The organism is Ketobacter sp. MCCC 1A13808, assembly GCF_009746715.1.
Taxonomy (GTDB): Bacteria; Pseudomonadota; Gammaproteobacteria; order Pseudomonadales; family Ketobacteraceae; genus Ketobacter.
Genome location: NZ_VRKW01000008.1, coordinates 181,663 through 194,903, shown reverse-complemented (window position 1 = coordinate 194,903; position 13,241 = coordinate 181,663). Strand labels below are relative to the sequence as shown.

Annotated in this window: 15 protein-coding genes; 12 read left to right on the top strand and 3 right to left on the bottom strand. The window is 48.9% G+C overall.

Features of this window, described 5'->3' with window-relative positions; all coding sequences use genetic code 11:
• Nucleotides 1-3 precede the first annotated feature (3 nt).
• The 10 genes from FT643_RS15605 (at nt 4) to FT643_RS15565 (ending at nt 7,620) form a co-directional block, all read left to right on the top strand.
• Complete coding sequence (locus FT643_RS15605; RefSeq protein WP_156872344.1) at nt 4-714, top strand: hypothetical protein; 711 nt, start codon at nt 4-6, stop codon at nt 712-714.
• Between the two features lie 30 nt (nt 715-744).
• Nucleotides 745-1,155, top strand: coding sequence for a hypothetical protein (locus tag FT643_RS15600; protein WP_156872343.1), 411 nt, complete (start codon nt 745-747; stop codon nt 1,153-1,155).
• 21 nt (nt 1,156-1,176) lie between these two features.
• Nucleotides 1,177-2,427: a cytochrome P450 gene (locus FT643_RS15595; protein WP_156872342.1), complete on the top strand. Its 1,251-nt coding sequence runs from the start codon at nt 1,177-1,179 to the stop codon at nt 2,425-2,427.
• Between the two features lie 34 nt (nt 2,428-2,461).
• On the top strand, nt 2,462-2,794 hold the full coding sequence (locus tag FT643_RS15590) for a hypothetical protein (RefSeq protein ID WP_156872341.1): 333 nt from the start codon (nt 2,462-2,464) through the stop codon (nt 2,792-2,794).
• A gap of 58 nt (nt 2,795-2,852) precedes the next feature.
• The gene (locus FT643_RS15585) at nt 2,853-3,743 is read left to right on the top strand and encodes an SDR family NAD(P)-dependent oxidoreductase (protein ID WP_156872340.1); all 891 of its coding nucleotides are present in this window, start codon (nt 2,853-2,855) and stop codon (nt 3,741-3,743) included.
• Nucleotides 3,744-3,836: 93 nt separating this feature from the next.
• The gene (locus tag FT643_RS15580; RefSeq protein WP_156872339.1) at nt 3,837-4,403 is read left to right on the top strand and encodes a TetR/AcrR family transcriptional regulator; all 567 of its coding nucleotides are present in this window, start codon (nt 3,837-3,839) and stop codon (nt 4,401-4,403) included.
• 356 nt (nt 4,404-4,759) lie between these two features.
• Complete coding sequence (locus FT643_RS15575; protein ID WP_156872338.1) at nt 4,760-6,289, top strand: nitric oxide reductase activation protein NorD; 1,530 nt, start codon at nt 4,760-4,762, stop codon at nt 6,287-6,289.
• Nucleotides 6,290-6,347: 58 nt separating this feature from the next.
• Nucleotides 6,348-6,485 carry a hypothetical protein gene (locus FT643_RS23185; RefSeq protein ID WP_198043596.1) on the top strand — a complete coding sequence of 46 codons (138 nt, stop codon included), beginning with the start codon at nt 6,348-6,350 and terminating at the stop codon, nt 6,483-6,485.
• A gap of 10 nt (nt 6,486-6,495) precedes the next feature.
• Nucleotides 6,496-7,194, top strand: coding sequence for a hypothetical protein (locus FT643_RS15570; RefSeq protein WP_156872337.1), 699 nt, complete (start codon nt 6,496-6,498; stop codon nt 7,192-7,194).
• Between the two features lie 39 nt (nt 7,195-7,233).
• Nucleotides 7,234-7,620, top strand: coding sequence for a hypothetical protein (locus FT643_RS15565; protein WP_156872336.1), 387 nt, complete (start codon nt 7,234-7,236; stop codon nt 7,618-7,620).
• 55 nt (nt 7,621-7,675) lie between these two features.
• Here the strand turns inward: FT643_RS15565 and FT643_RS15560 are convergent, their stop codons facing one another.
• Nucleotides 7,676-10,057: an efflux RND transporter permease subunit gene (locus FT643_RS15560; RefSeq protein ID WP_156872335.1), complete on the bottom strand. Its 2,382-nt coding sequence runs from the start codon at nt 10,055-10,057 to the stop codon at nt 7,676-7,678.
• 293 nt (nt 10,058-10,350) lie between these two features.
• Here FT643_RS15560 and FT643_RS15555 point away from each other — a divergent pair, with 293 nt between their 5' ends.
• Nucleotides 10,351-10,974, top strand: coding sequence for a carboxymuconolactone decarboxylase family protein (locus FT643_RS15555; protein WP_156872334.1), 624 nt, complete (start codon nt 10,351-10,353; stop codon nt 10,972-10,974).
• A gap of 69 nt (nt 10,975-11,043) precedes the next feature.
• Nucleotides 11,044-11,880, top strand: coding sequence for a TauD/TfdA dioxygenase family protein (locus tag FT643_RS15550; RefSeq protein WP_156872333.1), 837 nt, complete (start codon nt 11,044-11,046; stop codon nt 11,878-11,880).
• A gap of 72 nt (nt 11,881-11,952) precedes the next feature.
• On the opposite strand, the gene FT643_RS15545 is transcribed toward FT643_RS15550, so the two are convergent.
• Nucleotides 11,953-12,360: a nuclear transport factor 2 family protein gene (locus FT643_RS15545; RefSeq protein ID WP_198043595.1), complete on the bottom strand. Its 408-nt coding sequence runs from the start codon at nt 12,358-12,360 to the stop codon at nt 11,953-11,955.
• Nucleotides 12,361-12,465: 105 nt separating this feature from the next.
• A complete protein-coding gene (locus FT643_RS15540) occupies nt 12,466-13,230 on the bottom strand; it encodes an SDR family NAD(P)-dependent oxidoreductase (RefSeq protein WP_156872331.1) in 765 nt (254 codons plus the stop codon).
• Between the last annotated feature and the right edge of the window lie 11 nt (nt 13,231-13,241).

Sequence of the window (13,241 nt, the reverse complement as noted above, 5' to 3'; positions counted from 1 at the left end):
ATTATGACAACAACACAAAATGCCGGCACATTCGGTGGCTACGATGTGCATGAGGCAGATAGTAAACAAGCACAACGACGAGCCGACAAATGGATGATCATCGGAACCCTGTTTATGGGAACCGGTGTTCTTGGGATTATAGGTTTACCGCTTTTCTTTCGCGGCTTGTTGTTGCAGATGCAAGCTGCGAAAGCGGGTCTATCGGTGCGACCGCTGATCATTACTTTAATCGGTTACCTCGTCATAATTGACTCATCCCTGAACAGCCTGGGGTGGGCGATGGATTTATTTGCTAACCATTCCGTTATTAACCGGGTGTTGACCGCAGGTTGGGGAGCGGTTTTTGATGGTGGCTATTTTTGGCACTACAACGAACTTATGTTAGGCCCCTACGCCATTGGCGGTTCGGGTGCGCCGGGTGAAAAAGGCTGGGAAATTTCGTTGATTCTTGCTTGTTTTTGTCCTCGTTTGGCGGCTGCCATCGGCTTGTTACAGATGAAGCGCTGGGGCCAACAGTGGTTGATTGTTACCTGCTGGATGGGTTTGATTGTGTGGATTGGATATAACCTGAATATGACATTCTACGCCGATGTCCGTTACGCCAACATCACGTTCCCGGTATGGGGTTGGTGGATTTACGACATTTTTTATATTACGCCGTTTCTTGCCCTGCCGTATTTGCACACGGTAAACCGTGAAATCTTTACGGACTGATTGCCCGGCTAACGATAGAAGGAAAAAACAATGTCTAATGAAAATGAAGAAAAGCTCCCACTGGGCACTACATCGCATTTCGCCAATATGCACAGATGGCTTCAACGGGGATTATTTGTTTGTCTTGTGGTACTGGTGTTTGAAGCATCCATGAGTCTTCCCGGCCTGTTGATCTGGTTTGGTTGGCCTACGTTATCGATGACGGAAGTTTGTGACGAGCTGATGAAAGTGCGCTGGTCCGACGATGATGCTGTGTGTTTGGTACCGCATCCGCTCTATGGTGCAAACGAAGGCGAAGGCCGCAGTGAAAAATCAGCAGATAAATGGGGGATCCAACCACGACCCGAGTACAAGCGGATAAATTTCCGCGACCTGGTCAAATTCCGCGATGAACGGTTGGCCCGAGAGGCTGCAGCTACCAAGTTAAATCAGCAGCAATAAAAATCAGTGAAGGAAAGATGTATGACTAATATCGCCACAGCCAATAAAATAAAGAAACCCGCGCATGTTCCGGATAGTTTGGTGTATGACTTTGACTACAACACCGATACCGAGTATTGCAAAGATCCCCATGTTCGTGCTGCTGATCTGGCAAAAAACGCGCCGCCGATCTTTTGGACGCCTTACAACGGTGGGCACTGGATGTTTCTGACTCACGAGGCAATATCAGATGCCTTTAATGACTACAAGACATTCTCGAGTGAGCACTTTGCACCGGAGGCGTTTGAAGAAATGATGGCGGATTTGCCGGAAGAAGAACGCATCCCGGCACCGGTACCTATCTGTATAGACCCGCCGAAGCACGGCAAGATCCGTAAGCCTTTATTCACCACTTTTTCGCCCAAATCCGCTGCGGGAATGGAAAAGGCAATCAGGGAACTTGCCGAACGCCTGATCGATGCCGTCGCGGCACAGGGGCACTGTGAATTTCAACATGACGTCTCTGACGTTTATCCGGTTGAGATCTTCCTGGGCATGTTTGGTCTGCCTATTGAAAAAGAGCGTGAATATCGCGAGCTGGCGAAAAAGCATTTGACCACCATTACTCCGGATCTGGCAGAGAACTTTCTAATGATGAAAGGCATCGCAGACGTATTGAGAGAAACCATTATAGAGCGTCGTGATAATCCTAAGGACGATATTATTAGTCTGTTGTGGTCTCTGGAAATTGAAGGTGAACCGATGCGCCTGGATTTGATGCTGAGTTACTGCGTTATCTTATTTATTGCTGGTTTGGATACCGTGGTAAACGGACTAGGTTTCGGAGTGCGTCATCTTGCCATGGACACAGAGCTGCAAAAAGAATTACGTGAGCATCCAGAGCGTATTCCTGATGCCACAGAAGAATTGCTTCGTCGATATGCCTTTGTGGCACCTATTCGTATTCTGAAAAAAGACAGTGTCTTCCGAGATATAGAAATGAAGGAAGGTGAGCGCGCCATGATGTTTATTCCTGCCGCGAGTGTTGACGAAGACATTTATGAGGATCCCACAGCATTTAAGCTCGGGCGTGAGAAAAATAATCATCTGGCATTTGGAAAAGGCCCTCACCATTGCCTTGGCTCTAACCTGGCCCGCCTGGAATTGAAAGTCATGTACGAAACAATGCTTACAAAATTGCCCGAATTTCGAATCGATCCGAAAAACCCACCTACGTTTAAGGGCGGTATTATTTCTGGCCCATCCACTATCAATCTGGTTTGGGATGTTTAACCTAATCATTTTATTTTGAGAAGAGAGACTTATTATGGAAAACAATTCAGATATCAACATCCCCGATTCGGTTATTGGCGTTTGGTCTGTCACTATTCATGGCCCCACCGGGCCGCAGGAAACCACGTTAGAGTTGAAAGACAACAACGGTGAACTAATTGGAACCCAGTCCGCAATGGGTCAGGTCGAAGATTTGTTGGATCTCAGTTACGACAGTGGTAATGGTGAAATCGCCTGGATTAACAAAATCAAAAAGCCACTTCCGTTATCACTGAAATTCCGTGGCGTTGTAGAAGGCGACTCGATCAGTGGGCATGTCAACGCAGCCATTATGGGTAAATTTCCATTTACCGGCGTAAAAAAATAGATAGCGATAACAAGTTCGCTCCGGATTAGCGGATTCGGGGATCGCAGGGGGAAACATTTTGACTTATAAGAAAACCATTCTGATAACCGGCAGTAATGCCGGCATCGGATTTATCACCGCTAAGCACGCTGCTCTGGCAAAGCAGCGTGTTATTCTCGCGTGCCGCAGCATGCCAAAGGCAGAGAAAGCAAAACAGGAAATTTTACAGTTGGATCCGAATGCGGATGTCTGGATTCGTCCGCTTGACCTGGGTTCATTCGATAGCATTCGCAAATTTGCGGAAACCATCGAACGGGATTTTCCTGTTGTGGATGCCTTGGTCAACAATGCCGGTATCTACCCGATGAGTGAGGAATACACGGCGGAAGGCTTCGAAATGCAGTTCGGTGTGAACTACCTGGGGCATTTTTTATTATCGCACTTGCTGCTCCCTGTTTTAAGCAAGGCGCCTGCTGCGCGCATCGTTCATGTGTCTTCCGTGGGGCATATGATGGGCAATATAAAACCCAATACATTCCGGGGCCGTAAATTATATCTATGGGGAATGCCTGCTTACGGGCAGTCGAAATTGGCGAATGTCATGCTTAGTAATGAGCTTTCTCGTCGGCTGCCCGTTAACATGACCAGTAACGCAGTGCACCCGGGCTACGTGGATTCAGATTTTTTCCGGAACATACCGGGGTTTATCTACAAGGCGTTGCGTAAATTTTTAGTCTCTGCGGAGTTTTCCGGAAAGCACATTCAGGAAATGGCGGTGGCTGATGGGTGGAACAACCGAACCGGTGAGTTTATTTCATCGCAGGGTCCCTTACCTAAATCCCGGAAATTGAATGATCTTAAGTTAAGCAACTGGTTATATGAAGAAAGTTGCAGGCTGACCGGTGTTGAGCCTGTCGATGCCGAAAAACTGACACGCTCTGCCAACCTAGAGGCAAGCACGCTTTCGTAGGTCAATGTCTTGTATTCGTAGGTGTCAGGTTGGCTAGCCTGACACCACGATGATAGGATATACCCTCTTCCATTCGGAAAATCTAAGCTTCTAATGTCGAAAAATACAGATCCTCGTGCGCTTCGGTCGCGGGACGCCTTGCATAGTGCATTGCTGGAATTACTCGAAGTCAGATCATTTGAACAGATTACTATTCGTGAAATCACAACTTACGCGGGGATCGGTTATACAACGTACTTCCGTCATTATCCCACCAAGGAAGCGCTGCTTGAAGCCGTTATGTCCGAGCAGGTAACAAGCCTGATCAACCTGACTGTACCGATTATGTATGCCCAGAATCTGCGTGCTGCCAGCGAGGCGTTGTTCAGCTATGTGAAAGCGCACCGGGCGATATGGGTTACCTTGTTGACTGGTGGTGCCGCCAGTGCCTGCCGGGCGGAATTTCTCCGGCTTGCCCGTGAAGCCGTGATTGAAAAAGCTCCAGCTCAGGGCCGATTATCCAATGAGCTGGGCATCGTATTGATCGTGAGCGGTACTATTGAACTGCTTACATGGTGGCTACGTGAACCGAACCCGGAGCCGGTTAGAAAAATCGCAGAGATACTCGACACCGTCGTCGTGACGCCGGTTATAGAAGCAAACTACGGCAAGCCTCTTTAACCAAGCGGCCTTGCCTCAATCTATGATATAGACTGATTCATACAGGTTGCTAATGCCTTTTTTCATCCATCTTCTCTATCCCCAGTTATATCCCGTTGCGCACGAACCCGAATAAAACCTCAGAATAGGAGATGCTGCCAGGTAATTTCCAGGTTGTTTTCCTATAAAAATATTGTCCGGTGTATTTTTGACTATTGAAATCTATGGAACACTATATATCATAGATTGAAATTCAATATGCACTGAGGAGAACACACCGTGTTGCTAGACGCTTTACGCTTGTTTGCCGCCTTTGGCGGATCCATCCTATTGGTTTATTTCTGGTATTGGGTTATGGATTCAATAGGCACTTTTTAATGCCAGCTCCAGGGAGTAACGCGCTAATTGTTGAGCAATCCTGTTCGTTTCTTGCCGTTGCGTTATCCCAAGGCCGCAGGCATGGCGCAGTGCTGAATACCGGAGAGCGCCGCTGTTTCGGTTTAAACGCCTCCCGAACCCAGATTAAAGTGCCCTTCCCGGCTCTGTCCGAGCAATGGAATCCCAGATCAATTACCTGCGGGGTAGCGTTGCAATGCTCGCCCACCAAAGACCTTATCGCCCATTTCCCCTTACAGGGCCTATCAACCAGAGAGCGTGCTGCACTCTTGTTGGTTGAAGGTGGCGCAGCGATTGGTTGGCTGAAAAAACAATGCCCGGGGCTATTACCGGAATTCAGGCGTTTGCTTCCGGGTGTTGATGTCATCGAAGACGATATCAACGTCGATGAACTGATTACGCGGGTGGAGCTGCTGGCCAATTCGGCGCGCCCATTGAATGAGTACCCGTTGCTGGGACAGTTACCGAAGGCCGTTTCCATGGAAAGCGGCTTAAGGGCAGCGTTGCAGCGCATGCGGGGCCGTATGCCATGGACTTCCAAGAGCAAGTTGTCCCGTGGTCGTCATACGATACCTGTAGGCGGTGATGGTGGTATCCAAAATCCGAATTTGCCACCACCCAGTCGTCCAGAGAACGACGACATTGAAATTCGCTCCGACCAAAGAGCCGGTATCCCCTACCCGGAGTGGAACGCCTGGAAACAACGTTTTTTGCCGGACCATGTTGCCGTGCTGGAGCGCAAGTTGGAAAAATCGCCACAACAGCTGCAACCGGTAGCTGCGAACTTGCGGCGTTGGTTTGAAGCAAATACTCATCGAGCCATGAGGAACCGTTTAGAAGATGGTTCTGATCTTGATGTCGACCAATACATAAATCATTACGTGACCGTGCGCGCAGGCAGATATTCAGAGGCGCGGGTGTTCCGTGAACTATTGCCGGCGAATCGGGATGTTTCCACTGCATTGTTGTTGGATGGCAGTTCCTCACTCGGGGTTCGCCAGGGGCATATTTTCAAGCTGGAATTAGCCTGCGCAGACGCATTATCTCAAGCCATGACATTAGCACGTGAACGGCATGGGCTTTTTGTTTTCAGCGGCAATACCCGTCATCGTGTTGATGTCACCTGTCTCAAGGACTTCAGCGACCCGAGACTAATTATTCCCGGAAATTTGGGTTTGTTGGCCGGTGGATACACGCGGCTCGGTGCCCCTATTCGCCATTTAACGCGGCGCCTGCTGGACCAGCCCTCCGAACGTCGTCTGCTGATTATTATGGGGGATGGCTTAATGTCAGATGAAGGATACGAGGGGCGCTATGCCTGGGCCGACGTTGCTCACGCAATTGAAGAATCTGAGGAAGCCGGCATCACCATTTATTACATCGGTGTCGGGCCCGCACGAGTGGATCCCTTGCCGGATGTGTTCGGTCAGCGTCGGTCTACCCGAATCGGCTGTCTTGACGACCTACCCCGTGTTTTAGCCCACGTTCACAGGGAACTGGTGGCTGCTTAACGTATTCGCTGCCGGTTTTTCTCATAACAAAAAACAAAAAACAAAAAGGAGCTTTATCATGAACCAACATCCACCCATCAGCGACCACGATCGTCGCCGGAAAAAAGCACTTATTGCCGTTCAAATCGTCTGTTACGGCTACCTGCTGACCATGTTCCTCATCCAGATGTACATGTATTCACAACGCGATTGGTAAGGAGCATTTTATGTCAGCAACTTCTATGAACATGGGGAGCACCCATAGTTTGGATGAACATGAAAGGTTGAGCCGTGAAGCCCAGTGGCGAGCAGATAAATGGCTTATGAGCGGCACCTTGATTATGGGAACCGCCGTGCTGGGTATATTCGGGTTTCCGCTCTTTCTTCGTGGTTTGTATCTTCAGATACAGGCACAGAAACAGGGTTTTTCGGTGCGGCCGGTTATGGTGACATTAATCGGTTACCTGGTGGCGCTGGACGCCGCCCTCAATACCTTAGGTTGGGCTCTTGATCTGGTCGCTAACCATACCTTATTGGCGCGGGTATTCCTGCAAGCCTGGGGCAATATGTTCGACGCGGGTTATTTTTGGCATTACAACGAACTTTGGATCGGTGGCGCAAGTGCGCCCGGTGAAAAAGCCTGGGTGGTAGCCTTGTTACCTTTGATGTTCGCTATGCGGATTGCTGCTGCTATCGGTTTTTTGCAAATGAAGCGTTGGGGTCAGCAATGGCTGATTATCACCTGCTGGTTCGGCATTATTGCCTGGGCCGGTTATATCGCCAATATGACCATATTTGCGGATATTCGATATTCAGGGGTGGTGTTTCCGGTAATTGGTTGGTGGCTTTATGACATTTTCTATATCACACCGTTTCTGGCAATTCCCTATCTGCACACAGTTAATCGTGAAATATTCTCAGACTGAGCGATCAGGAACAGTGGAAGTGAATTAAGGAGATAGACTATGAACAGTGGTCCACATGACGAACTGCCGCTCGGCACTACTGCGGCCTTTTTTAATATGCACAAGTGGCTGCAGCGAGGGTTAATTGTTTGTTTGTCCGCCTTGGTATTGGAGGGTGCATTTACCTTTCCTCTACTTGCCATCTGGTATGGCTGGCCGCAACTGAGTTTGCAGGAAATATGCACTGAATTTGAACGGGTTCGGTTTTCTGATGAAAGTCGAGAGTGTATCTATCCCTACCCCCTGTTCGGCCCGTCCGAAGGTGCCGGCCAAAAAACGGCACAGGACGATTGGGGTATTCAGCCCCGGCCAAAGTATAAGGCAATCGAGTTTCGTGAGTTCGTAACACGTAAAGAGGAACGGCTGGCTCGCCAGGCATCAGAATGACAGCGTCCGGTAAGCCCCCGCCAATAGGGGCTTACCGTTTAAGCGTGAGATGCCTTCAGACTGTCACCCCGTCGTTGTCGCGGCTCAATTCCGGTTGCCGTTGATCATCTTCATAGTCCGGATTGATTGCTTGTTTTTGCTGATACTCCGCTTTGCGATTTCTATCGATAATCAATAAAAGAGTCGGTAAAAGCAGAATATCCAGGATGTAAGCCGCCAATAGAATAACCGTGGTCACCTGACCCAGTGCGCTATTAATTACGATCTTTGATAATGCTAAAACAAAGAACCCGCTCGATAACACGGCTGTCGTCATAAACAGCGCCGATCCCACCTGCTTCAGTGTGGTACGAACGGCTTTTTCAGCATCGCCTTTGTGTTCCTTCAATGCTTTTTGATACTTCACCAAAAAGTGGACGGTGTCGTCTACCACGATTCCGATGGTAATGATGACAACACAGGTCAGGCCTAACCCGATTTCACCGGAAAACAGGAACCAGATGCCGAAGCCGAATGCCGCGGGAAGAATATTGGGAATCAAACTTATTAAACCATACCGAACGGAACGCAACATAAACAGCATAACCACCGAAATTAACAGTAACGCGATTGCAGAGCCCTCCAAGGAGTTGCTCAGGCTGTGAATAGTGAGGTAAGACCAGATCGTAGAGAGTGCCCGATTACGATCCTGCATTTCAGGCGGGAGGTTTTCTTGCTGCCATGCCCAGATCCGCTGATCAACATCGATATCAGTGGCAGTATCAAGCGAAGGCATATTAGCTGTTACCAAAGACCGGCGTCGATCCGGCGTGAGTTGCTCGCCCAGATCCAGGCCAAAAGGCAGTGACATTTCATACATTAAAAGGTACTGCGCAATCAGCTCACGGTCATCCGGAATCCGGTAAAAAGCAGGATCATCATTGTGCATGCTTTGGTTAAGGCGTTTGATTACATCTGAAAAAGCCCTTACGCTGCTGATTTCTGGTTGTTGCCGTAAAAAAGTAGCGAAACGGTCCACGTTTTTCAGGTATTCCGGATCGACGATATTGTATTCGCTTCCGGAATCCAGATTAAAACTGTCGATATAAATGGCTCCGAAGTGCTGATCGATTCTATCGGTGTCATCCCGAAACAGATGGGGTTTGTGTAAGGTTTCAGTCAGGCGGTCGTTGAAGTCATTACGGAAGCTCAGATCGATCATCAGAGCCGACATCGCAATCATCACCAGTAGCACCAGATAACGTCTGGCAATCAAAAGGTCTGCCAGCTTATCCATCACCCTATCAATCAGTAACTCGCTGGTTTTGTGAGGTTTGAAGGGTAAGAGTAGAACCAATGCGGGCAATAAAGTGAGTGAAAAAAGCCACGCTAAAGCCGTACCGATCGCTGCGGTATTACCCAGCGCTACGGCTGGGGGCAGATCGTTTGTGTTCAAACTCAAGAATCCAATCACCGTGGTCAAACTGGTGACGCTGACGGCAAAAAAGTTAACCCGCAAGCTTGCTGCCAGTGCCTCTGCTTTACTTTTCGTCTGAAGCTCCTTGAAAAGCTGGGTAAAGATATGAATGCAGTGAGCCATGGTGACTATGATGCTGATCATGACGGCATTGACAGACAATATGGAGAACGTAATACCAAACCAGGAAGCCAATCCCATGGCGCCCATTGCGGTGAATACGGCCAATATGAAAGACACGAAAACCGTTGATAAGCTACGCAATAACAGACCGAGGATAAGGAACATCAACCCGAACATGACCGGGATCATCAACCCCATGTCCGCCTCTGCTACTTGCATGTTGTGATAGGTGCTGAGCAGGCTGCCGGTAGCTGAGGTCTCCAGATCCGGGTTCCCGGCTTTTATATCATCAGCCAGTGCATAAGCCTTTTCCACCAGGTCCCCGGCTTCGGGCGTCATGGTCTGGTCATAGGATAAACTTAATGAAAGGACGATGGCTGCGTGCTTGCCATCGGCGGTGACCAGCCGTTTTACAATGTCTATGTCCTTCAGTGCTATCGCTTGACGGGCGGCCAGTTTGTCGGGGTCATTTAGGACCTCCTCACTGAAAAAGTCATCCACATACAATTCATCGTGCTCGCTGTGGGTGTACTGGAAGTTGCTCAATGAATCCACCCGGCGTACATAAGGCAGGGTCCAGGCGCGTTCAGTCATCTCTTTTAATGAAGCCAGATGGCGAGGTTCCAATATACTGCCGTCGCGAGCAGAAAGCATAAAAAACACCTTGAAATCATTTCCATAGGTGTCTTCCAGAGCTTGAAAGCGTTCATAGGATGGATCGTTCCCAGAGAAGAAGACCCGGGGTGAACCATCAAATGCGAAATGGCGTAGCCCTGCTACAGAGAAAACCAGTACTGCGATCGAAGCCAGAAAATAGTACCAGCGAAAACGAACCAAGGTAGAGATAAATGATGACATCGGAAACTGCCCGCCCCTCTTATTTAAACATTATAATTAGCCGCACGTTGCGCCAGGTATCAACCTAAACTAAGCCGCTTTTTATGGTTTTTGCGCCTCGTCTCGGGCGCTGCAATCCGGAACTGTAACCCACTTTATTCGAAACTCTTGCCCGGCTCCCCAGAGCCAGACAGCGGGCTGAATCAATTATGATTTAATGCGGTTGAAATGTAACACAGTCAACGGTATTCTTATAGTACCGAACAGTACTAATAGTTGATTTAAGCATCAACCTAAAAACAAAGAAGAGCTGAATGTCTAACGAGTCAACCCCGCGTATCGAACCCTTACTGCCGTCTGATTGGGACGCAACAGTTCATGACGCCGTGAGCGCCTTTCCTGCCAGCCGGGATTTCGTATTGAATAACTGGCAAAGTGGAGATGCCCGTGGCATGAACGGTTTGGGAGCGATTCTGAATCACCCTGCTCTGGCAAAAGCCTTTCTGACATTCAATAACCATGTGGCCATGACCAATACCCTGTCGAAACGAATCTGTGAATTACTGATTCTGCGGGTGAGTTGGTTGCGTCGTTCTGAATATGAATTTCAGCAGCACGTCATATTGGGGCTACGGGCCGGTCTGACTACGGACGAAATTGACCGCCTTCAGGAAGGCCCCCAAGCTGAAGGTTGGGATGCAACGGATGCGGATCTACTGCGTGCCGCAGACGACCTGGTTTCGGATGCCCATGTTAATCAACACACCTGGGCCCGCCTCAGCCAACAGTTTTCCACTGAGCAAATGATGGATATTGTGTTTACGGTGGGTTGTTATGAGGTGCTGGGCATGGCATTTAAATCCTTCGGTGTACCTTTCGAGGACAGTCTGGAACCGATGTCTGAGGAAGTCAGGGCCAGGATGCACAATTTATCCTGAGCCGAACAAGTAATTTAACGTTTGATCTGTGTATCGACTATTAATAATAAAATTTGAGGGTTAATCATTATGTCAGCCGCACTCCAGGAAAAATTGAAATCCACAGAAGTCAGTCCTTTCATAGGCAGTCGTGTTCATCTGAGCAAAGATGATCTTTTAAGTGGTGAATTTGCCAATGACCTGCGTGAGCTGCTTGAGCAACGTGGCGTACTGATCTTCCCGGAAATAAACTTTAATGACGACGAGCAGGTGCGTTTTACCAAGACATTAGGTGAGCTGGCACCGGAGCGGGCAGGCGAATTAATATATAAGGTGACATTGGACACGAAAGTGAATTCGCAAGCCGATTACCTGAAGGGATCTTTGTACTGGCACCTGGATGGCACCATGAATGAAGTGCCTATCCTGGCGTCCATTCTTACTGCGAAGGCGTTGGCTCCAGTTGGTGGTGACACCGACTTTTGTAATACCTATGCTGCCTGGGAAAACTTGCCCGAAGAAGATAAACAGCTTCTTGAAGGTCTTCAGGCAGAACATTCAGCGTGGAATTCACTTTTCTATTATGATCCTGAGCCCAGCCTGGAGCATGCGAAACAGATGATGTCGATCGGCGAGCAGGTGTTACCAATGGTATGGAAGCACAGCTCTGGCAGGAAGTCTTTAGTGCTGGGGTGCACGGCACGACACGTATTGGGCATGGGGTCGCGAGAGAGCGCAGAATTATTGGTGCGTATGCGGGAATGGGCTACCCAGCCGAAATTTTCGTATCGTCACAAATGGACGTTGGGGGATTGTGTAATATGGGACAACACCGGCACCATGCATCGCGCGACACCTTATGATCCGAACTCCGGTCGCATGATGATCCGCACAAAATTACAGGGCGAAGAGCCATTCTCCAGTTAAGGCATCCCTTGCGCTGCCCATAAGGCCTTCTGCGATTACGGAAGGCCTTAAAGCGCCGCTAGCGTTAGGCCATTATTGGGCCGCTAAGTCCGCTATTTCCTTGGTATCAAAATAATACGCGGTAATCTTCACCACTTTCTCGTTCTTAATTTCCCAGACAGCAACATAAGGTTGTGAAACCGGTTTACCGTTGCTAGCAATTTTTGCTTCCAAATGCGAAAGGTAAATGACCTTGTCATCGGTAGGGACCATTTCACCGGGTTTAAAGCTTAGATCTTTCCAAAACCCGAGTGCGGCTAATCCTTCCCGATACCCATCCCAGCCGTGAAATGTTTTTCCGTAGGGTAAACCTTCTGGCATTACCATTTCCAGATTGTCGTCGACGTAAGGACGCACGACGTCCCAGTTGCCTTTAATTCCGTTCGCTGCCATCGTCGTTAAAATTTCGAGATTTCTTTGTTGTTTTTCTGAAAGGCTCATCGAGTTTCCCTCTTGATCATTGTTGTCTAGCGCACACGCTGTCCAGCTTAAAAACGCGAAACAGCATGTGGCAAGTATGTGTTTTATCGGCTGTTTTAACATGAGCTAGTCGCCCGCATTGATGGCATCAGGCGAAAGATATTTGGTACTAGACCAGCCGCCATCCACGACGATGGTCTGACCGTTAATAAAAGCGCCACCCGGCGAACAAAGAAATGCAATAGTACTGGCAACATCGCTGGTTTCCCCCAGCCGCGGGAACGGGGTCATGTCCACCTGCATGCGGCGGAAACCTTTGTCATTGAAGCGTTCACGTACCATGTCAGTCATGGTTACACCGGGTGCAACGCAGTTGGACCGGATACCTTGAGGACCGTATTCACAAGCCATATGTTGGGTCAATGCAGTCAAACCGCCTTTGGCAGCGGAATAGGCTCCGCCACGGCGTCCCCCCACTACCGCAAACGTTGAAGTGACATTGACGATGCCGGCCCCCTCCTTCATATGTCCGATGACATCACGAGCCAAACGAAACGGCGCCCGCAGCATAATGCCCAGAAAGTGATCCAGCGTTTCATCGTCGGTTTCATGCAACGGTTTTGGACTGCCGATACCGGCATTGTTGATCAAATAGTTAATTTGTCCGAAACGATCGAGCGTGGCTTTTACAATTTTTTGTGGCGCATCATCGTCGGTAAGATCAATCGATAATGTGATTACGCGTTCCGGATCGTTGATTTCTTTTTCAAGCTTGGCCAGCTTGTTTGCGTCACGTCCGACCCCGACAATGCACATGCCCATGTCATAGAGTTGTTGTGCAGTGGTAAAGCCTATACCACTTCCCGCTCCTGTTATGATTGCTGTTTCCATCTAAAAATCTC

Excerpts from the sequence above, each read along its gene's own strand:
- FT643_RS15605 (WP_156872344.1), top strand. The coding sequence starts at position 4 with ATGACAACAACACAAAATGCCGGCACATTCGGTGGCTACGATGTGCAT.
- FT643_RS15600 (WP_156872343.1), top strand. The coding sequence starts at position 745 with ATGTCTAATGAAAATGAAGAAAAGCTCCCACTGGGCACTACATCGCAT.
- FT643_RS15595 (WP_156872342.1), top strand. The coding sequence starts at position 1,177 with ATGACTAATATCGCCACAGCCAATAAAATAAAGAAACCCGCGCATGTT.
- FT643_RS15590 (WP_156872341.1), top strand. The coding sequence starts at position 2,462 with ATGGAAAACAATTCAGATATCAACATCCCCGATTCGGTTATTGGCGTT.
- FT643_RS15580 (WP_156872339.1), top strand. The coding sequence starts at position 3,837 with ATGTCGAAAAATACAGATCCTCGTGCGCTTCGGTCGCGGGACGCCTTG.
- FT643_RS15575 (WP_156872338.1), top strand. The coding sequence starts at position 4,760 with ATGCCAGCTCCAGGGAGTAACGCGCTAATTGTTGAGCAATCCTGTTCG.
- FT643_RS23185 (WP_198043596.1), top strand. The coding sequence starts at position 6,348 with ATGAACCAACATCCACCCATCAGCGACCACGATCGTCGCCGGAAAAAA.
- FT643_RS15570 (WP_156872337.1), top strand. The coding sequence starts at position 6,496 with ATGTCAGCAACTTCTATGAACATGGGGAGCACCCATAGTTTGGATGAA.
- FT643_RS15565 (WP_156872336.1), top strand. The coding sequence starts at position 7,234 with ATGAACAGTGGTCCACATGACGAACTGCCGCTCGGCACTACTGCGGCC.
- FT643_RS15560 (WP_156872335.1), bottom strand. The coding sequence starts at position 10,057 with ATGTCATCATTTATCTCTACCTTGGTTCGTTTTCGCTGGTACTATTTT.
- FT643_RS15555 (WP_156872334.1), top strand. The coding sequence starts at position 10,351 with ATGTCTAACGAGTCAACCCCGCGTATCGAACCCTTACTGCCGTCTGAT.
- FT643_RS15550 (WP_156872333.1), top strand. The coding sequence starts at position 11,044 with ATGTCAGCCGCACTCCAGGAAAAATTGAAATCCACAGAAGTCAGTCCT.
- FT643_RS15545 (WP_198043595.1), bottom strand. The coding sequence starts at position 12,360 with ATGAGCCTTTCAGAAAAACAACAAAGAAATCTCGAAATTTTAACGACG.
- FT643_RS15540 (WP_156872331.1), bottom strand. The coding sequence starts at position 13,230 with ATGGAAACAGCAATCATAACAGGAGCGGGAAGTGGTATAGGCTTTACC.